Genomic DNA, 19,121 nt, shown 5'->3' with positions numbered 1-19,121 from the left:
CTGCGGAAGGGCTTCATGATGGTCGGGGCGGAGTGATTCGAACACTCGACCTCCTGCTCCCAAGGCAGGCGCGCTAACCAGGCTGCGCTACGCCCCGACGGATGAAGGATGCTGCGTCTGCCCATTGTAACGGCTTTCCGTGTCGAGCGCAACCTTTTTCGTTTTTTCCGCTTGACTCTTTTCGTCCGCTGTGCTAAATAATCTGCCAGCAACGCTGCCGCAAGGCGGTGTGCAATCCTCGGTAGCTCAGTCGGTAGAGCAGGTGACTGTTAATCACCCTGTCGGCGGTTCGAGTCCGTCCCGGGGAGCCAAAGAATGTTCAAGCCCGCTGGAGAAATCCAGCGGGCTTTTTCTTTTCCGCAGCACCGCTCCCAGTTTTTTCACGCAGCATTTCCTCATCCGCCCGGTTCTCTTGCGCAAAGCCGCAGTCTCTGCTATTATCGCTTGCCGCAGCGCAGTTCGTGCTTACCGTTCCGCAAACAGTCCATTTCGCCGCGCAGACGCGGCGTTCCGTTTATTTTTGCCGCAAGGAAAGCAAGATGACTGAAATCCAGAAGCCCCTTCAAGCCGTGATCGCCGAGCAGGAAAAAATCTGCAAGGAGCACCCGAACAACATCATCGCTCACCACACCCTCGGCCTGCTCTACCGCCAGACGGGCCGCGCCGACGATGCCATCCGCGAGCTGAAGCGGGCCATTGAATTGGACGACCACTCGGTGGAGAGCTACATCAACCTTGGCGCGATTTACTTTGACCGGGGCGACGTTGCCCGCGCCTTGGAGCTGAACGAGAAGGCTCTGGCCATAACGCCGAACATGGCTGAGGCGCACGTCAACATCGGCCTGATCCGCCAGCAGGAAGGCGACGCGGCAGCAGCGGTTGAATGCTATGAAAAAGCGATTCAGATTGACCCGCACCTGCTCACCGCCTGGCTGAACCTGACCTCTGCCTGCACCATGCTGGAGCAGGACGACAAGGCGGTGGAAGCAGCCCGGCAGGCGGTGACGCTGGAGCCGGACAGCGGCATGGCCCACAACAACTTGGCTGTGGCTCTCTATTTCAAGGGCGAATACAAGGAGGCCATGCAGCATCTGGAGCGGGCCAAGGAGCTGGGCTATTCCGTGGATCCGCGCTTTGTCCAAGGGCTGAACGCCAAGATGGAGCAGTAGCATGGCAGCGGGCAAACAGCAGCACAGCCGCCCGTGGTGCCCCTTCTGCGGCATGGAGGTGGGAAAGCCTTCCGAGACGGTGCAGCGAACGATGAAGGAGTTTCCGGCGGGCCGCTGCCAGTGCGGCGCGGTCTATGTCAGCGACGCGACCGGGCATAATATTGGTTCGGCCATGGTCGAGTGCTTGGTCTTCGCCTGCGGCGACGAGTGGGACCTGGCGTGGGAGCTAATCCCGGAAGGCGACTATCTGACCGGCATTGTCGAGGATTATGATGATGTCACCCATCAGATCTGCCCCAAGCGCAACTTGGACGGCAGAGCGGTGCGCGGCATCTTGTATTTTGTCCGCCTGCACAAGGATATTGCCGAGGTTGCTGCCCGCTTCGCCAAGAAGAAAGAGCTGGAAGCCAAGAGCGGCAGCGCGGTCATTCCTGAGCTGGAGCCTGTCCGTGATCCCAAGCGGCAGAAGCGGGCAGCCACAAAGCCTTTGGTCAAGCAGCTTGCTGAGGCGGGCGATGTGGACGCGCTGGTTGATCTCAGCTTTGACGACAAGCGCACCCTGCGTTTCCTGCAAAAGCTGCTCTATGAGCCGCTGCCGGAGAGACGCTACAAGACCGCTTGGCTGATTGGGCAGGTGGCAGCGCGGCTCTCCACCCGCGAACCTGCGCCGGTCGCGGACATGCTGCACCGGCTCTTTGAAGCCTGCTCGGATTCCGCCTCCATGCCTTGGGGCATGGTTGAGGCCATCGGCGCGATCATCGCCGCCCGGACCGACATCTACGGTGCCTTCACCCGTCATCTGCTCAACTTCATGGGCGATGCAGGCACCCGCGAGGCCGCGCTGCACGGCTTGGCCGAGATCGCCGCCGTCCGCCCTGATCTCGTCCGCAGCACGCCGTTTTACTCGCTCTTCCCCCTGCTTGACCACGACAGCGCGGCAGTGCGCGGCCTGACCGTGCGCCTGCTGGGCCGGGTCAAGGCCAGCGAGGTTATTTTTCAGATCATGGCCTTGCAGCAAGATATGAGTGAAATTACCATTTACCAGCGCGGTGAGCCGGTGAAAACAACCGTGGCCGCACTGGTGACGGAGGCGGTGGCGGAGATGCGCAGAACGTGATAGAATGGCGGCCAAAGCTGTCGGCAACGTATTTTCTGGACAGCGCAAAGATATTGCCGACAGTATAACTCGATGAAATTAAAAAAATCTGGAGAAAAAAATGGCTGTGACATTTTCAGTTAAATCGCAAGACGGCAAAATTGTCAGCAATTTATCCGTTGCGGAAGTCAAGAGGCTTTTTGACGAGGGAAAAATTAACGATCATGATATGATTTCAAAGGATGGCAGCGGGCAGTGGAACCATGCTTATAAATATAAAGGAGCAAACTCGAAAAACGATTCCAGTCGGCAGCTCAACAAACCAATCACGCCTGCTTCTGTTTCTCCTTCGCCAAAGCCAGAAAACAATACTCAAGAGGTCAAACTCATTCCTGCCGATAGTTCTGCGCAAATTAAACCAGAGGAGGAAACTACTGCTCTGCCGTCTTGCGCAGAAGAGAGTGAAACTCAAGCAAGATCAAATGCAAGGGAATCAAAAACAAAATGGATTGAAGCCATTAAGAAAATTTTGATTTCGTCGTCAATACCTCTTCATTATAATGAAATAACAGAAAAAATAATATCTGAAGGTCTGTGTAAAAATATCGGAGCGACACCATCGTATACAGTAAAAAGATACATAACCGCTTCCATTAGAGACGATGGAGCCTTTTCCCCTTTCATTCGTGCCGGAAGAGGAATTTTTGCCTTGAATTCTAATTTCTTCGACAAAAACGCAGAGGATTCTGAAGACTCTACCTCTGAGGAGAAAGCCACTGAGGAACAGTATGAAATTATAACATCATTCGGCATGTTCTGGAGAAAAGAATTTATCGAATGGAATTCGATGCCAAAAATTCTTGGTATGCAGCAGATAGGGTCGAAGACTGTTGATTTTTGCAAACAGCTCGGCATTTATTTGCTGTATGACGGACGGGAAGTTATTTATGTTGGCAGAAGCACGGACAGGCCGCTCGGCAAGCGGCTGTATGAGCACACCATTGACCGGCTGTCCGCCCGCTGGGACCGCTTTTCGTGGTTCGGCCTGCTGCCTGTTTCCGATGATGGCCAGATTGGCGCATTGCCGGACAGTTACAAGGCGGAAAATCTGATTCCGGCCTTGGAAGCTATTCTGATCGAGGCTCTGGAGCCGCGTCAGAACAGAAGGCGTGGCGATGACTTGGCAGCGGTGGAGTATCTTCAGAAGGTTGATCCTGAAATTGAAAAGAAGCGGATCAAGGCGACCTTGGATGCGGCTTTGAACAAGTTGTAACAGGAGGACTGACATGCTCTCTGAACATGACCGGCTCGCAATACAGAATATCGGCAGGAAATACAACGCGAAGAGAATTATTCTCTTTGGCTCTGGCTGCGACCAATTGACGGAGAGCAACGATATAGACCTCGCTGTTGAAGGAGTCAGCGATTCGCTTTTTTTTAAATTTTACAGCGAATTGATCTTCAGTCTCTCAAAGCCAGTGGATATATTTGACCTGAAGATGAAGAATAAATTCTCTGATCTCGCCGCCTCGGAAGGCTTGGTTCTTTATGGCTGATTTACGAGATAAAATTGAAGCTGAATTTGAAAATATCGAACTGCTGCTTAAGGAAATTCCGCTTTCTGAAAAGCTGCCGCGCCTATCTTTTTTAGAACTGGCTGGAGTGGCAACGCTGCTGCATAATTTTTACAACGGGATAGAAAACATCCTGAAACAGATATGCAAGGCGAAAAATATCCCTTTGCCAGCAGGGAGTTCATGGCACAGAGACCTGCTTAACCTTGCCGCAGAAGAAAAAATTATCTCCCTTTCAATGCGGGATAAACTGGGCGAGCATTTGGCCTTTCGGCATTTTTTCATTCACGCCTACGCGCTTGATTTGCATCCTGCAAAAATGGAACCATTAGTAGCGCAATGTGCGAATATTTACATGATCCTTAAAGAAGAACTTTTTGGATTATTGCAATAAGTTGCCACCGGAGAAAAAACAAATGTCATCCACGTTCACGCAGCCGCTTGATTCTCTTGGCCAAGCCAAGACCGCAGCGGAAAACGATCCGGCCAAGCGCGATTATCTCGAAGGCCGCGAGCAGTTCAAAAAAGGCGAATACGCAATGGCGGCGATGGCCTTTCATAACGCCCTGAAAGGCTTCGAGGAGCAGGGCGACGAAGCGGGCATTGCCAACGCCTCGGACCGGCTCGGCGATGTTTGCTTGGAGCGGCAGGATTATGCCGCCGCCTTGGCGCATTACCGCCGCGCCTACGCTGTCTGCGAGAAGGAGGAGGATTCCTTCTCTATTCTCGCTCTGAACAAAAAAATGGCGGCGGCGCACCGCAAGCTGGGTGAATTCGACCAAGCCTTGGAATACGCCTTTGACATGGTTGAGCATTATCAGCTCACCAAAGATCCGAAAGGCATGGTGGAGACGATGACTGTGATCGCCGAGCTGTACCAAGAAAAGGGCGACAGGGCCAAGGCGGCGGACACCTGCCGCACCGTTGCCGCGATCCACAAAAATTTTAAGCACCTGCGCATGGCTGAGGACTTTGCGAGCCGCGCTGACGAGCTGGAGCGGGCGTAAACAGTTTTTTTGGCGCATAAGGAGGGCAGGTCATGGCTGATATCATCGCGGCAAAAGACATCACGTTGCATGATTTGGAGGAAAAATTTGCCATTCGCCTGAGCGAGGAGCGGCAATTTTTCCAAGAATGGCAGAGTGAGCAGATTGCTCTTGGGGCGGAGGAAAAGAAGTTTCTTGATATGGCGCGGGCAGCCTACATGAATATGATCAAGTATTCCGCCATGCCGGAGAATGCCGTCAAGTTGACGGTGCTTTCTCCGCTGCTCCATCTTGCTGATTTTTTCCTTCCCCCTTTCCATATCAGAACTGAGGCATCAGTGAGCGTCAGCGGTCCGAACGAAGAGCTGACCATTGAGGGACGGATTGACATCTTAGTTTTGCAGCAAAACCTCTGGGTGCTGGTTATCGAGTCAAAACGGGCCGAGTTTTCAGTCAAAGTGGGCATGGCGCAGATATTGTCCTACATGCTGGCTGATCCTGCGCCGGGCAAGCCCTGCTACGGTTTAGTCACCAATGGCGGCAGCTTTCTTTTCCTTAAGCTCATGCCGGGCAATCCTCCGGTGTACGGCATCTCGCGGGTTTTTGACCTGCTCAATCCCGGCAACGACTTGTACGCTGTCCTATCTGTGCTGAAAACCATCAGAAATAATTATCTGAGCGACGCGGAGGGCTGATCATGTTCACCGGCATAATTCAAGGCTTGGGCGCGGTGCTGGAAAAGCGGCCTGCGGGCGGTGGCATAGTCTTCCGCATCGAGGCTGGCTTTGATTTGACTGAGCCGCAGGAAGGCGAGTCCATCGCGGTCAACGGGGCCTGTCTGACCGCCCGCGACATGCAAGGTCGCCGTTTTTTGGCCGATGTCTCACCGGAAAGCCTTGCCCGCACCAATCTCGGCGGCCTGACGGTCGGCAGCAAGGTCAATCTCGAACGCGCCCTGCGCTTGGCTGACCGGCTCGGCGGCCACCTCGTCAGCGGCCACGTGGACACTCAAGGCCGAGTTGAGGAACGCCGGGCCGCAGGAGATTTCACGCTCTTCACCTTTTCTCTTGAGCAAAAGCTGGCCAAATATGTTATTGAGAAGGGGTCAATCACCATTGACGGGGTCAGCCTGACGGTCAACTCCTGCGCGGGCAGCCGCTTTTCAGTCTCCATCATCCCGCACACGCTGGCGGTGACGACGCTCGGCGGCCTGAAAGCAGGCGACCGGGTGAATCTGGAGGTTGACCTGATTGGCAAATACGTGGAAAAGCTGCTCGCGGCCAAGGATGCCGGAGCGGCTGAAAGCAGGATCAACCCGGCCTTTTTAGCCGAGCACGGATTTCTGCGCTGAACAAATTTTGAGCGGGAGCGCATCATGGCGGTCTGTTCCATCGAAGAGGCGATACAAGACATCAGGGCCGGGAAAATGATCATCCTCGTGGATGACGAGGACCGGGAGAACGAGGGCGACCTCTGCATGGCCGCAACGTCTGTCACGCCAGAGGCGATCAATTTCATGGCCACCCACGGGCGCGGCCTGATTTGCCTGACCTTGAGTCCTGACATTATTGACCAGCTCGGTCTGCCGATGATGGTGCAGAACAATCAGTCGCCCTACGGCACCGGCTTCACCATCAGCATCGAGGCCCGCACCGGCGTGACCACCGGCATTTCCGCCGCTGACCGTGCCCGTACTATTTTGGCGGCGGCAGCCCCGGATGCCACGCCCCGCGACATCATCAGCCCCGGCCACATCTTCCCGCTGCGGGCGCGCAAGGGCGGGGTGCTGGTGCGCACCGGCCAGACCGAAGGCTCGGTGGATCTCGCCCGCCTTGCCGGGCTGCGCACCGCCGGTGTCATCTGCGAGATTATGAAAGATGACGGGACAATGGCCCGGATGCCGGATTTGGAGATCTTCGCCGAAAAGCACGGCCTGAAGATTGCCACGGTCGCCGATCTGGTTGCCTACCGCCTGCGCGAGGATGTGCTGGTGCATCGGGTGGCTGAGGCACGCTTGCCCACCTCCCATGCGGGCGAATTTAAGATCATCGCCTACAAAAACGAGGTGGACGACTTTGAGCACATCGCCTTGGTCAAGGGTGAGATCAGCCCGGACGAGCCGGTGATGGTGCGCGTGCATTCCGAGTGCCTGACCGGCGACGTGTTCGGCTCGGCCCGCTGCGACTGCGGGGCGCAACTGCACGCGGCCATGCAGATGGTCGAGCAGGAGGGCAAGGGCGTGATTCTCTACATGCGGCAGGAAGGCCGGGGTATTGGCCTAGTCAACAAGCTGCGGGCCTATCAGCTTCAGGATGAAGAGGGGATGGATACGGTCGAGGCCAATGTTCATCTCGGCTTCAAGCCCGATTTGCGCGATTACGGCATCGGGGCGCAGATACTCCGTGATCTTGGCGTGCGTAAAATGCGCCTGCTGACGAACAACCCGAAAAAGCTTATCGGCTTGGAAGGCTATGGTTTGGAGGCGGTCGCCCGCCTGCCGATAGAGATGGTCTGCGAATGCGAGACACGGGACTACCTCCGCTGCAAGCGTGACAAAATGGGCCACCTGCTGGAGCTGTACGGCGACGAGCCGCAAGGCCCGGTGGTTGGGGAGCCATAAACAGATCAGATGGTAGGGGCAGCATCAGTAACGGACTGGTGCTGTGTTATCAGTTTTTTTATGCAATGAACTGATATGAAAAGATATCGATGCACTGATTGCTTTTTAGTGATTGGCGAAGCAGAACGCAATACAACAACTCTTTGTCCAACATGCGGTGGTTTTTTATATCAGATTGATGCTGATTATTTGAAGAGTGAGCGTGAATTTATTGTTATTTCATGCTTTTCTTGCGATAAGAAACTCAGGATTTCCTTTCCGTTTAAATCTCCTATTTTCCGTTGTCCATCCTGTAATATTTTTTATGAAATCAAAACAATAAACAGTAATATAGGCCGGAAAATTTTTTTATTAAATAATTGCGCAAATAAAAATTCAAATGAGAATAAACAGAACGAACGGGAGCTTCCTGAAAACGTAAAAAGCTCGTTGAGAATCCTTGATATTGATTATAATAGTTCTTGGGAAGATATAAAGTTTCAGTATAGAAAATGTATGTCAGAGTACCACCCAGATAAAGTGGCTCATCTCGGCGTTGACCTGAGAAGACTCGCTGAAGAAAAAACAAAGATATACAATGATGCTTATAATATCTTGAGAAAATATTTTGAATAAGCAACTTTTTTAAATGGATTGCACAGACGCTAAAGAATGGAGTCCTTGTCCCCGGCAAGGCTGGAAAGAGCAATTTGACCAAGCTACACAATTGCAGCAACAACTCAGCGAGGAAGATCAAGAATGGCTGGATGCTCCGTTAGTGACAGATGAGGAGGAAGCATGGTGAGATAAATTATGTGATTCTAAATAAAAAAAGGAAATAACATTTTTAAAAAAACCATCATTGAAAAAACATAACACACTACGGCAGAAAATAATGGCAAACTTCATCGAAGGCAATCTGCAAGGCAACGGGCGCAAGATAGGGATTGTGGTTTCCCGCTTCAATTCCTTTATCTCAGAAAAACTGCTCGAAGGCGCAATGGACATCCTGACCCGCTCCGGTGTTAAAAGCGACGACATTGACGTGGCGCGGGTGCCCGGCGCATTTGAAATACCGATTGCCACACAAAAGATGGCCCGCTCCGGCAAATATGATGCAGTCATCTGTCTTGGTGTGGTTATTCGCGGCGCAACCCCGCATTTTGATTTTGTCGCCAATGAAGTCGCCAAGGGCAGCGCACAGGTCATGTTAGACACCGGCATTCCGGTGCTTTTCGGGGTCTTGACCACCGAATCCATTGAGCAGGCGATTGAGCGGGCCGGCACCAAAGCGGGCAACAAGGGCGCGGACGTGGCAGTGGCGGCTTTGGAAATGATCAGTCTGATCAATCAGCTGTAATGGGACTGCGAAGAAAGTCACGGGAGCTGGCCCTCCAGTTCCTCTACGGCCACGACGTGCAGGAAGGCTCCTGCGGCGAGGAGGAGCTGCTCGCCCGCGTGAATGAGTTTTGCATTTCTTTTCAGGCGGATGCCAAGTCCATTCCGTATGCTGAACAACTCATTGTCGGCATCTGTCAGCATCGGAAGGAGATCGACAGCCTGCTTTCCAGTTCCTCCCACAACTGGCGGGTGGAGCGCATGGCCGCCGTGGACCGCAACATCCTCCGCATCGCCGCCTACGAGATCAAATACGGCGAGGATGTCCCGGCCACGGTCGCCATCAACGAGGCATTGGAAATCGCCAAACGCTACGCCGAGCCGGATTCAGTCAGCTTCATCAACGGCATTTTAGACAGCCTGCAAGAGAAAAGCTGATTCATTCAGCCTGAGCATTTTTTTATTCAAATGATTGCGCTGTTTCTTCAAAGCAGCGCATCCCTCCTTGCCGCCCCGCTACGGATCACGCCGCCAATTTTTGCAGCGCGGCGCGCAGCAGCTCGTCCACCCGCATCGCCGCCGTTTTGAGCGGATCCGCCTGCTGCACAGTCCGCAACGCCTGCCAGGCAGTTTCCTGCGGATAACCGAGGTTCATCAGGGCTGAGGCCGCGTCATGCAGGGCAAAGCCCTCGGCCACCGGCGGCTGGCTGGCTTTCGCTGTCTGCGGCGGCGGCGCAGCGAATCCCTGAATCTTTTCGGCCAGCTCCATGCAGAGCCGTTCCGCTGTCTTCTTGCCCACTCCGGGCAGGGCGGTCAGGCGTTTGACATCCTTCAGGCAGATTGCGCTGCGCAGCGCGGCTGGCTCGATGCCCGACAAAATGGCCAAGGCCAGCTTGGGGCCGATGCCGGAGACCGTGTTCAGCAGGAGAAAAAGCTGCTTCTGACTGCTGTCCGGGAAGCCGTACAGAGTGATGGCATCCTCGCGCACGCTGGTGCAGATGTGCAGCGCGACCTTGCCGCCCGGCGGCGGCAGATTGTCGCGGCTGCGGGCGGACAAATGCACCTCGTAGCCAACGCCCTGCACGTCAATGACAGCGGCATCCTGCTCTGTGTGCAGCAGCTGGCCGGAAAGAAAGGCTATCATAAAAAGATATTTTTGTAAAGTCGCAGCAGGCTGTTGCCTTTGCCTTGCTCCTGCCGCCGCCGCATGATAGATGCCACTGCCGCGCGTTCCGCCTGAAGCAGGACAGCGGCAAATTCTGCCATAGCCAGACGGTCATGGCGGCTGATCTCCTCCCGTTTTTTCCACATCGCGCTGCAATTCGCCAAAGCCTCGGCAATGCCTTGGCACCAAGCGCGGCAATGCCCTTTTTTCACGCTGAAAATCAGCCAGAGAAACTGATAAACCGCAATCACCGGCAGAAAGCGGAAGAAGAGGGGTAAGGAATAGTGTTTCAGTAGCACGTAAAAGGAGTTGCGGGTGGACAGCCTAATGGTGAAGGGATTGAATTTGGAACCGCTGCTGGCACTGCCGATGTGATACACTGTAGCCGCCGGGACATAATATCCTTTGCAGCCCGACCGGTTCAGGCGCAGATTCAGGTCCACATCTTCCAGATAAGCGAAAAAATCCTCGTCAAAGAGGCCGATGCTGTCGAAAATATTGCGCCGGTACAGGGCCGCGCCTGCGCAGGCTCCGAAAACCGGTCCCGGCTGGCTGTAACATGCGCTGTCCCGCTCCATCGTGCCAAGCCGGTAGCCTGCGCCGCCGCGCAGATAGCCGTCGCCCGCGCCGTCTAAAATGCTGCGCTCATGAAAACTGAGCATCTTCGGAGCAAAGAAATCGAATTCCGGTAGCTCCGCCGCTGCGTTGAGCAGATGATACAGGCAATCCGGCGGCAGCTCGGTGTCGTTGTTGAGGAGGAAAACAAAAGGGCAGACACTGCTGAGGATGCCCGCGTTCACCGCCGCGCTGAAGCCACGGTTCTCCGGCAAGCTGATGAGATGCACCTGCGGATACGCTTTGCGCAGATACTCTGCCGAGCCGTCAGTGGAGCCGTTGTCCACCACCGTTATCCGCCAGTCCAGGCACTGCTGCCGCTCGATGGAGGCCAAGCAGTCGGGCAGGAAACGCAGCCCGTTCCAGTTGGGGATGACGATGTTGACCGCCTCCAGCCGCTCGCTCACGGCTCGCCCTGCCTGCCGCCCAGCACCTTGCGCACCACGTAAATCGGCTTGCCCTGTGATTCGTGGTAGGTGCGCACTTGCAGCTCGCCCAGCAGGCCGATGGAGATGAACTGGATGCCCATGAAGAGGAGCAGCACGGCCAGCAGGAGCAGGGGCCGGTCAGCCATCGGCATTTCAAAGAACATCCGCTGCATGGTCATCATCAGGGCGATGACGAAGCCGAGGCCGCCGCTGATCATGCCCAACATGCCGAAAACATGGATGGGCCGGGTGCCGTAGCTGAGGAGGAACTTGACCGTCATCAGGTCAAGCACCACCCGCAGCGTCCGCGAGATGCCGTACTTGGAGGTGCCGAAACGCCGGGGCCGGTGGTTGGCGCGGATTTCCATGATCTTGCCGCCCACGCCGCTGGCAATGGCCGGGATGAAGCGGTGCATCTCGCCATACAGATGAATGCCCTGAGTGATCTCCTTCCTGAAGGTTTTCAGGGTGCAGCCGTAGTCGTGGAGATGCACGCCAGTGACGACGGAGATGATCTTGTTGGCGATCATCGAGGGCAGTCGGCGGTTGAGGAAGGGATCCTGCCGCTTGTGCCGCCAGCCGCTGACCAAATCGCAGCCCTCCTGCTCCATCTTGGCGAGAAAATTGGGCAGATCGTGCGGATCGTTCTGCATGTCGCCGTCCATGGTCGCGATCACGTCGCCGCTGGCATAGGCGAAGCCTGCGGACATGGCGGCGGTCTGGCCGAAGTTGCGGCGGAAGGACACCACCACCACGTTGTCGTCCTGCTGCTGGATTTTCTCCAGCAAGGCAAGGCTGCTGTCCTTTGAGCCGTCGTCCACAAAGACGATTTCGTGGTCGCAGGCAATGGTTTTTAAAACACCTTTCAGCTCGTCATAGAGCGGATTGATGTTTTCTTCTTCGTTGTAGATCGGGATGACGACGGAGAGTTTCATGGTTTCAATTAAAAATTGCAGTGCAAGGTGGTTTCGGCTCCGCTCAACCACCTTGTAATGACTCAATCGTTTTCTCTTGATAATGACAGAAACTGCGCCGCAACAGGCGAACGCATGAAGCTGCCTGAGCGAAGCCGAAGGCAGCGGCGGCGGTTTCGACTTCGCTCAACCACCTTTGACGCTTCAAGCATCTTCCTTTTCTTGACACCGTTTGTCCGCGTCTGGCGCCTGAGCGCAGCCGAAGGCGCAGTGCGTCGCATTTCTGCATTCAGCCAGCTGCTTCAATTCTTCAGTCGCGCCTTGCATCAATGCTTCCTTTTTTTTCTGCTCCAGCCTTGCACCTGCTTTTCCCTGTAAAACGCCTCATCAATCCGGGAAAATTCTTCGTAATAAACCAATTTCACAGGCAGACGGCGAGCGGTGTAATTTGCGCCTTCACCGGCCTGATGCTGAGCAAGTCGCAGCTCAAGATTCCTTGTGCTGCCTGTGTAATAACTTCCGTCAGCACATTCAAGGATGTACATGCAACAGACAGCCATTTCGCTTTAGTGCTTCTATTTGACCGGAGGTTGAGCGGAGCCGAAACCACCGGTCTGCCGCTGCCTTCGACTTCGCTCAGGCAGCTCTGTATTCCGCTCAGACAGATCAATACAAAAACACATCCGGCCAGTTGTCGTTGCCGGTATGAAAGCTTAAGCGGGCCGTGCTGCTCATCGGCGAGCCAATCGGCCAGAGGAAGATTTCGTAATCCGCCGTGTCGTGCTCATGGCTGCCGGTGCTGGCTCCATAGACGAGCACCTCGCCGGTGTTGGACAGTTTTGGAAAATACTCGTGGCTGTATTCGCCCGGCGCGTCAAACCACAGCTCCCGCTCCAGCGTGTCGGGATTGATCTTGTAGAAGACATTGCGGCGGCCCTTGCTGTGGCCGACATGGTAGAGGAAGGAGGAGTCCGGCGACCAGTTCAGTTCGCAGCCCTCGTTCACCTCGCGCACCGTTCTGTCCGGCCCAATCAGCCAAGTGTACACCGGGCCGTTTTTCCGCATTGTCACCGCCAGCGTCTGCCGGGCCTCGCTCCACGCCGGTGTTTCTAAATGCGTAGCAGCGGGCAGCGGCAGGTTCTTTCCTGTTTCAAATACCACAGTCTCCTTCCCGGTGGCAAGGACATATTCGACGAACTGGTTCGCCTGCCGGAGAAAATAGACCTTCCTGCCGTCCGCCGACCACGTGGGCGTATTGCCGTGCTTGGTCAGCAGACGGCTCGCGCCGCTGTGCAGATCAAGCAGCCAGACATCCCACGGATATTTGTTGCGCTGCGAGACCCACGGCTCCTGCGAGCGGGCGAAGACCACCTTGCTGCCGTCCGGCGAGATGCGGGGAAAATAATCGGTATGCGGGTCGTCGGTCAGGCGGCTCAGTTTTCTCTCCGGCAAGGTGAGCATGATCAAATCATGGGTGCCAAAACGGTTGCTGCTCCAGATAACGAAACCGCGCAGTTTGGCAAGGATGGGATTCACCTTCATCTCCGCCTCAGCGGCAGGCAGCGGCTCGCCTGGTTTAGGCGGGCGGAAGGAACCCATCTTGCTGACGTTGCGGACTTGCAAGGCGAAGACCGCCAGCCCGGCGCAGAAAAGGCAGGCGGCCAGCGGCAGCAGCCATTTCTGCCGCTGTGCCGCTGGCGCGGCATTCTGCCTGCCGACAAGGAAAATGAAGAGCACGACAGCGGCTATGCCCAGCGTGTAATCAACGGCTTGGCTCCAGATGTGCAGGGCGAGCATGACCAGCACCGAGGCGGTTTTGGCCGCGCCAAGTGCAGTCAGGGCTAATGCGCCGCCTGCCTCATAGGTGCCGAAGCTCATGAAGGTCGGCACCGGCAGTGCGCTGCCCGCCTCCGCGCTGACCAAGGCGACCAGCACGGAAACCAGCTCTTTGTCCATCTCCGGGAAAGAGATGGACGCGACACCGAAAAAGAGCAGATACAGGCCGAGATATTTGAACAGCCGCACTGCCAGCGAGAGAGCCAGCACCCGGCCTGCAATGCCCGCCTGCCGAGCCTGATCAAGCGCGGCAGTGGTGTCTTCCGTCAGCTTGACCAATTTGGCGGCCCAAGGTCGGGCGCGGAGCGGGGCCAGCTTCGCGCTGAACCAATGCAGCAGCGGGAAAAGGAAAAACAGGCCCGCCGCGCTGACCGCGAGGATCATCAGGAACACGCCGATCAGCCACGGCTGAAAATCCGCCGCCGCAAGCTGCCAGCCCATGATGCCAAGCAGCAGCACGGCAAGGGCGATGAGGTCGAAGAGAAAGGAAATCGCCAGCGAGGACAGGCAGGCTTCCGCGCTGACCTTGAAACCCCGGTTGAGCATGGCGATGTAGCTCAGTTCGCCCAAGCGGGCGGGCAGCATGTCCACAAACATGTTCCGGCTCAGAGTGACGGTGAACATCCGGCCCATGCCCGGCACGTCTGCGCTGCCGCTGGAATGCCGCAGAATCAGCTGGTAGCGGAGGGCGCGGAAAAACGCCTGGCTGAGGCTGGTCAGCACATAAAGGCCGACGCAGAGCGGCAGGGTCTCCGCCAGCAGGGAGAGCAGGCGCGGCTGCTGGGCAGGATCCGCCGAGCCGCTCATCCAGTTCAGCAGCAGGCCGAGCAGCAGCAGGGAAATGCCGAGCGAGAGGAGCAGGTTGCGGATAACAGGGGTGGATATTTGCAGAATCATGCCAAGGGGCCGCCTGTGTTATAGCGATCAGGAGTGAAAGCCACCGGCTTTGCCGGTGACACCTGACTATAACAAAGTCCGGCGGAGATTTCCAGCGGAGGAATCAAGCGTGCCAGCACGCTTTGAGGACTGCCAAGGCAGGAAGCAGATTGCAGTTCCGCGCCTGATGCGGTACATCTGTACAACAGCAGATGAACCTTCCAGCGGAGCATGACCATGAGCGAGCTGTCCCACGACGACCAGAGCCGGCGCGTCAACAAGATCAAGCGGGCCTTTGCCTACAACCTCTTCTGCCGCCAAGGCGTGACCCCGCGCACGGCCAGCCTGAACGACTACTACTTGGCTGTCTCCTATGCCCTGCGCGACCGGATGCAGCATCTTTTCGTCAACTCGATGGAGAAGCTGCTGGAGCGGGATCCGAAGATCGTCTGCTACCTCTCGGCGGAGTTTCTCACTGGCCCGCATCTGCATAATAATCTGGTCAATCTCGGCCTGTATGACGACTTCGCCCAGGCGGCAGCAGAGAGCGGCCTCAATCTGCGCGAGATCATCAATCATGAGGAAGAGCCGGGCCTTGGCAGCGGCGGCTTGGGACGGCTGGCGGCCTGCTATCTGGACTCGCTCTCCACCTTGGAGATTCCGGCGGTCGGCTACGGCATCCGCTATGAGTACGGCATGTTCAACCAGCGGATCGTCAACGGCTGGCAGAAGGAGTTCAGCGACCGCTGGCTGCATCAGGGCAACCCGTGGGAGATCAAGAAGCCGGTCATGGCTTGTGAGGTGGGATTGGGCGGCAAAACAGAAATTTATCACACCGAGAAAGGCACCCGCCGCATCCGCTGGCGGCCTCAGCGGGTGATCACCGGCGTGCCCTACGACACACCGATTCCCGGCTATAAGGTCAATACCGTCAATTATCTGCGCCTCTGGAGCACGGAGTCCCACACCTCCTTTGATTTCGCTGAATTCAACACCGGCGACTACTACAGCGCAGTGGCGGATAAGCTCAAGGCTGAGACGATCACCAAGGTGCTCTATCCCAGCGATGAGCTGCTTGAGGGCAAGCGGCTGCGGCTGGAGCAGCAGTTCTTCCTCGTCTCCTGCTCCTTGCAGGACATGATCCGCCTGCATCTCTCCAGTCATGAGAGCCTGCATAATTTCCACGAGCATTTCCAAGCCCAGCTCAACGACACTCACCCGGCGCTGGCAGTGCCGGAGCTGATGCGCCTGCTGGTGGACATTCACTTCTATGACTGGAACGAGGCTTGGGACATCACCCGCAAGACGCTCTGCTACACCAACCATACCCTGCTGCCGGAGGCGATGGAGAAGTGGCAGCTCGACCTTTTCGGCAGCTTGCTGCCCCGGCACTTGGAGATCATCTTTGAACTGAACCGCCGCTTCCTTGATGAGGTGCGGATCAAATACCCTGGCGACGACGAGCGGCTACAGCGGATGTCAGTGATTGACGAGACCGGGGCGCGTTATGTGCGGATGGTTAACCTCGCCTGTATGGGCGCAAAGGCGATCAATGGCGTGGCCGCCCTGCACACTGACCTGCTGCGCAGGCACACTCTGGCCGACTGGGACGCGATGTATCCGGGCAAGATTCGCAACGTCACCAACGGCGTAACCCCGCGCCGTTGGATAGCGGTGAGTAATCCGCGCCTGACCAAGCTGATCACCGAGGCCATTGGCGAAAGCTGGCTGACTAACTTGGACGAGCTGCGCCAGCTAGAGACACTGGCCGACGACGCGGCCTTTCAGGATGCTTGGCGCAGAGTCAAGGAGGCGAACAAGAGCGATTTTAGCGAGCTGATCAGCTGCCGCGACCACATTTGCGTTGATCCTGCCGTGATGTTTGACGTGCAGGTTAAGCGCATCCACGAATACAAGCGGCAGCACCTGAACATACTCCACATCATCACCCTCTACAGCCGGATCAAGGCCGATCCCAACCTGAGCATCACGCCGCGCTTCTTCATCTTCGGCGGTAAGGCCGCGCCAGGTTATTTCATAGCCAAGCTGATCATCAAGCTGATCAACTCCGTGGCGCAGGTGATCAACAACGACCCGGCGGTGCGCGGCCAGCTGAAGATCTTCTTCATCCCCAACTACAGCGTCAAGATCGGCCACCTCGTTTACCCGATGGCCAATCTCTCCGAGCAGATCTCGCAGGCGGGCATGGAGGCTTCCGGCACCGGCAACATGAAGTTCTCCATGAACGGCGCGCTGACCATTGGCACCTTGGACGGCGCGAATGTCGAAATCCGGCAGGAAGTCGGCGCGGAGAACTTCTTCCTCTTCGGTCTGAACGTTGAGCAGGCGATGGAGCTGCGGCGGCAGGGCTACCGGCCTTGGGACTATTATCAGCACAATGAAAACCTGCGGGCGGCCATCGACCTGATCCAAGGCGGCCATTTCAGCTCCGGCGACCGCGAGCTGTTCAAGCCAATTGTTGACTCCTTGCTCCACGAGGACCGCTACATGCTGCTTGCGGATTTTCAGGATTACATCGACTGCCAAGACCGCGTGAGCAGACTCTACGAGGACAAAAAGAGCTGGATCAAGATGTCCATCCTCAACACCGCCCGTATGGGCAGGTTCTCCTCCGACCGCTCCATTCTCGACTACAGCCGCAAGATCTGGGACGTGCGGCCCTGCCCGGTCGAGCTGAAATCGCAGGAGCTGCCGGAGGACGGCATCCTTTTTCATCCTAAGGCGCACAGAGCTGAATGATGATTTTTTGTTGCAATTTCCGGCAGGGAAAGTAATCTGTGGCGCGGAAGAAAAGTGTCTTGCTTTTGACGCGCAGGCAGGAACTGAGCAGTTATCGCCTGCTCTTGCAGGAAGAAATCGCGAGGCTGATGTTTTATCGCGGAGGCTTGCATTAGAGTCGCAGGCTGTTGATTTTTAATCGCAGGCACTAGAAGTAAGAAATCGTGGTCTTGCGATAAAAAATAGGAGGCCCGCAGGGAAGAATCCAGAGATCGCAGGAAAACTTACGCCTGCCGATTTTTAATATCGGTAGGAGTTAAGCCGTTGCATAAAGATTGATGGGTTCGAGACCATAAGTCGGCTTTGCCAAATAAGCTCTGACAGCATTGCGGATAATTGAAATCTTTGCCTCAAACCAAGAGATTCCATTGACAAAGCAATGGGTTCAATCCGCAGGAATGCTCTTAAAGCCATCTCAATAGGATTTCGCTGCTCTCTCTAAACGCGCCTGACAACGCTCAATTCCGCAGAATTGTTTGATGCCGCGATGATATGTTTCAATTATTCAGCTAGTTTCGGCATATCTGAGACGCATCAGGTCATTCATATTGAGATCATTAGTCGCCCAGTATTCAAAGTCATCGTCTTTTATAAAATTCTTGAACACTTTAATCATGCCATAACCTTTAATATGAACAATATCACCTTTTCTTGGAATATCTGCTGCCCTTGACAGGTCGATTTTAGGTTTTATCAGGATTGACATGCCGGTTGCATTCCAATCCGTTTAAAAAATACAGTTGAAAGAACGGATGAATTTGAGATTTGCAAGACTTGCATGTCCATGTGTCGAGCAAGACGCACTCCGGAGTGAAGACTCGCTCCGCATCTTTTTGCAGTATGGATTGAAAATGATCATTTTTTTTGTCAGATGATCAGAAAATTTATTGTAAATTCTATAGTCAACTGGCAGATAGTGCTCGCCTTCTGTCTACAGAAGGGTAATCAAATTGATGCCGAACACGACTCGTTTGTGTTTTCCTGACCAATGACGCGTCACCAGCTCAATTTTTTTGCTGTAAAATTTGTCTAATGCGCTGTCATCGCAAATCAGAAACCATTTTGTGATATCAACATGTTCTCAGGCTTCCAACCAAAGCCGGTCTGTGCCCGGAAAAAGCCGATGCAATTGACGGGTGAACGCATCATGCGACAGGTTGCCTGTTTTATCAGGTTGAACACGCTCCGCTTCCGCGCAGCTGTAGACTTTCTGCGTTCATATCAGAAAATTTATATAATCATAGTCTATTACTTTGGATTTATTCATGCCGCTACTTACCATGCTTTTCCCAACTGCGTACTCCTATATGAGTTACGCAGTTGAAATAAGGCTCTCAACCATTACAGTTAATTGTCTTTTTACCGCTTATAGCTGAAGCACTATAAAATGCCCTTCGGCTTCGCTCAGGGCACTTGCACGAACAAGTGCTCTGAGCGAAGCCGAAGAGTGCGCAGTTCCTGAGCCTGTCGAAGGATGAGTTTTCAAGGGTTCCTCGAAAAATACCGCATTCATTTTGCTGTTTTCTGGCTGTTGTTATTTATTTTAATATTGAAAATTCAACATTTTGTGTTATATTTTCGACATAAATAGGAGTTACGCAGTTGGTAAAAATCAGTTAACCTATCAGGATGAATAAATCCAAAGTAAGTGAGTACGATTATATTAATTTTTTAATCGGCACTCAGCGAGTTTATAGCAGCGCCGAAGCGGAGCGGGTCAGTCCTG

19 protein-coding genes, 2 tRNA genes and 1 pseudogene are annotated in these 19,121 nt (G+C 55.0%); 15 read left to right on the top strand and 7 right to left on the bottom strand.

What is annotated here, in order from left to right:
- Nucleotides 1–19: 19 nt before the first annotated feature.
- Nucleotides 20–97 (bottom strand) — tRNA-Pro (locus ACNKH3_RS10185).
- 138 nt (nucleotides 98–235) lie between these two features.
- Here ACNKH3_RS10185 and ACNKH3_RS10180 point away from each other — a divergent pair.
- The 14 genes from ACNKH3_RS10180 to nusB all read left to right on the top strand — a co-directional run bounded on the left by ACNKH3_RS10180 (nucleotide 236) and on the right by nusB (nucleotide 9,200).
- A tRNA-Asn gene (locus ACNKH3_RS10180) sits at nucleotides 236–311 on the top strand.
- A gap of 228 nt (nucleotides 312–539) precedes the next feature.
- Nucleotides 540–1,169 (top strand): tetratricopeptide repeat protein, encoded by a 630-nt coding sequence (locus ACNKH3_RS10175; protein ID WP_420209156.1) that lies wholly within the window; start codon nucleotides 540–542, stop codon nucleotides 1,167–1,169.
- 1 nt (nucleotide 1,170) lies between these two features.
- Entirely contained in the window at nucleotides 1,171–2,286 is a 1,116-nt protein-coding gene (locus ACNKH3_RS10170; protein ID WP_420209155.1) for a DVU0298 family protein, read from the top strand.
- Between the two features lie 100 nt (nucleotides 2,287–2,386).
- Nucleotides 2,387–3,538 (top strand): HTH domain-containing protein, encoded by a 1,152-nt coding sequence (locus ACNKH3_RS10165; RefSeq protein ID WP_420209154.1) that lies wholly within the window; start codon nucleotides 2,387–2,389, stop codon nucleotides 3,536–3,538.
- Between the two features lie 13 nt (nucleotides 3,539–3,551).
- Nucleotides 3,552–3,821, top strand: a complete 270-nt coding sequence (locus tag ACNKH3_RS10160) for a nucleotidyltransferase family protein (RefSeq protein ID WP_420209153.1) — start codon at nucleotides 3,552–3,554, stop codon at nucleotides 3,819–3,821.
- Nucleotides 3,814–4,233: a hypothetical protein gene (locus ACNKH3_RS10155; RefSeq protein WP_420209152.1), complete on the top strand. Its 420-nt coding sequence runs from the start codon at nucleotides 3,814–3,816 to the stop codon at nucleotides 4,231–4,233. The genes ACNKH3_RS10160 and ACNKH3_RS10155 overlap by 8 nt, the downstream gene beginning before the upstream one ends.
- 22 nt (nucleotides 4,234–4,255) lie before the next feature.
- Nucleotides 4,256–4,846: a tetratricopeptide repeat protein gene (locus tag ACNKH3_RS10150; RefSeq protein WP_420209151.1), complete on the top strand. Its 591-nt coding sequence runs from the start codon at nucleotides 4,256–4,258 to the stop codon at nucleotides 4,844–4,846.
- A gap of 32 nt (nucleotides 4,847–4,878) precedes the next feature.
- A complete protein-coding gene (locus tag ACNKH3_RS10145; protein WP_420209150.1) occupies nucleotides 4,879–5,520 on the top strand; it encodes a restriction endonuclease subunit R in 642 nt (213 codons plus the stop codon).
- Between the two features lie 2 nt (nucleotides 5,521–5,522).
- Nucleotides 5,523–6,176, top strand: coding sequence for a riboflavin synthase (locus ACNKH3_RS10140; RefSeq protein WP_420209149.1), 654 nt, complete (start codon nucleotides 5,523–5,525; stop codon nucleotides 6,174–6,176).
- Between the two features lie 24 nt (nucleotides 6,177–6,200).
- Entirely contained in the window at nucleotides 6,201–7,445 is a 1,245-nt protein-coding gene (locus ACNKH3_RS10135; RefSeq protein ID WP_420209148.1) for a bifunctional 3,4-dihydroxy-2-butanone-4-phosphate synthase/GTP cyclohydrolase II, read from the top strand.
- A gap of 75 nt (nucleotides 7,446–7,520) precedes the next feature.
- Complete coding sequence (locus ACNKH3_RS10130; RefSeq protein ID WP_420209147.1) at nucleotides 7,521–8,060, top strand: J domain-containing protein; 540 nt, start codon at nucleotides 7,521–7,523, stop codon at nucleotides 8,058–8,060.
- 13 nt (nucleotides 8,061–8,073) lie between these two features.
- Nucleotides 8,074–8,229 carry a hypothetical protein gene (locus tag ACNKH3_RS10125; protein ID WP_420209146.1) on the top strand — a complete coding sequence of 52 codons (156 nt, stop codon included), beginning with the start codon at nucleotides 8,074–8,076 and terminating at the stop codon, nucleotides 8,227–8,229.
- Nucleotides 8,230–8,319: 90 nt separating this feature from the next.
- The gene (ribE, locus tag ACNKH3_RS10120; protein ID WP_420209145.1) at nucleotides 8,320–8,784 is read left to right on the top strand and encodes a 6,7-dimethyl-8-ribityllumazine synthase; all 465 of its coding nucleotides are present in this window, start codon (nucleotides 8,320–8,322) and stop codon (nucleotides 8,782–8,784) included.
- Entirely contained in the window at nucleotides 8,784–9,200 is a 417-nt protein-coding gene (gene nusB / locus ACNKH3_RS10115) for a transcription antitermination factor NusB (RefSeq protein ID WP_420209144.1), read from the top strand. Before ribE ends, nusB begins: the two co-directional genes overlap by 1 nt.
- 85 nt (nucleotides 9,201–9,285) lie before the next feature.
- Here nusB and ruvA read toward each other — a convergent pair whose 3' ends face one another.
- From ruvA to ACNKH3_RS10090, 5 genes are all read right to left on the bottom strand, one after another.
- Nucleotides 9,286–9,906 carry a Holliday junction branch migration protein RuvA gene (gene ruvA, locus ACNKH3_RS10110; protein WP_420209143.1) on the bottom strand — a complete coding sequence of 207 codons (621 nt, stop codon included), beginning with the start codon at nucleotides 9,904–9,906 and terminating at the stop codon, nucleotides 9,286–9,288.
- Entirely contained in the window at nucleotides 9,903–10,949 is a 1,047-nt protein-coding gene (locus tag ACNKH3_RS10105; RefSeq protein WP_420209142.1) for a glycosyltransferase family 2 protein, read from the bottom strand. Before ACNKH3_RS10105 ends, ruvA begins: the two co-directional genes overlap by 4 nt.
- Nucleotides 10,946–11,905, bottom strand: a complete 960-nt coding sequence (locus ACNKH3_RS10100; RefSeq protein WP_420209141.1) for a glycosyltransferase family 2 protein — start codon at nucleotides 11,903–11,905, stop codon at nucleotides 10,946–10,948. Before ACNKH3_RS10100 ends, ACNKH3_RS10105 begins: the two co-directional genes overlap by 4 nt.
- A 305-nt stretch (nucleotides 11,906–12,210) precedes the next feature.
- On the bottom strand, nucleotides 12,211–12,429 hold the full coding sequence (locus ACNKH3_RS10095; protein WP_417917045.1) for a GIY-YIG nuclease family protein: 219 nt from the start codon (nucleotides 12,427–12,429) through the stop codon (nucleotides 12,211–12,213).
- A 121-nt stretch (nucleotides 12,430–12,550) separates the two neighbouring features.
- Nucleotides 12,551–14,617: a lysylphosphatidylglycerol synthase domain-containing protein gene (locus ACNKH3_RS10090; RefSeq protein ID WP_420209140.1), complete on the bottom strand. Its 2,067-nt coding sequence runs from the start codon at nucleotides 14,615–14,617 to the stop codon at nucleotides 12,551–12,553.
- Between the two features lie 216 nt (nucleotides 14,618–14,833).
- Between ACNKH3_RS10090 and ACNKH3_RS10085 the strand changes: the two genes are divergently transcribed.
- Nucleotides 14,834–17,356: a glycogen/starch/alpha-glucan phosphorylase gene (locus ACNKH3_RS10085; protein WP_420209139.1), complete on the top strand. Its 2,523-nt coding sequence runs from the start codon at nucleotides 14,834–14,836 to the stop codon at nucleotides 17,354–17,356.
- 295 nt (nucleotides 17,357–17,651) lie between these two features.
- Here the strand turns inward: ACNKH3_RS10085 and ACNKH3_RS10080 are convergent.
- Nucleotides 17,652–18,662 (bottom strand): annotated as a pseudogene (locus ACNKH3_RS10080) (IS701 family transposase).
- Nucleotides 18,663–19,121 lie beyond the last annotated feature (459 nt).

This window comes from Candidatus Electronema sp. JC (genome assembly GCF_048287365.2).
Taxonomy (GTDB): Bacteria; Desulfobacterota; Desulfobulbia; order Desulfobulbales; family Desulfobulbaceae; genus Electronema.
Note: the sequence above shows the minus strand (reverse complement) of the source record. Positions and strands in the feature narration are given on the sequence as shown.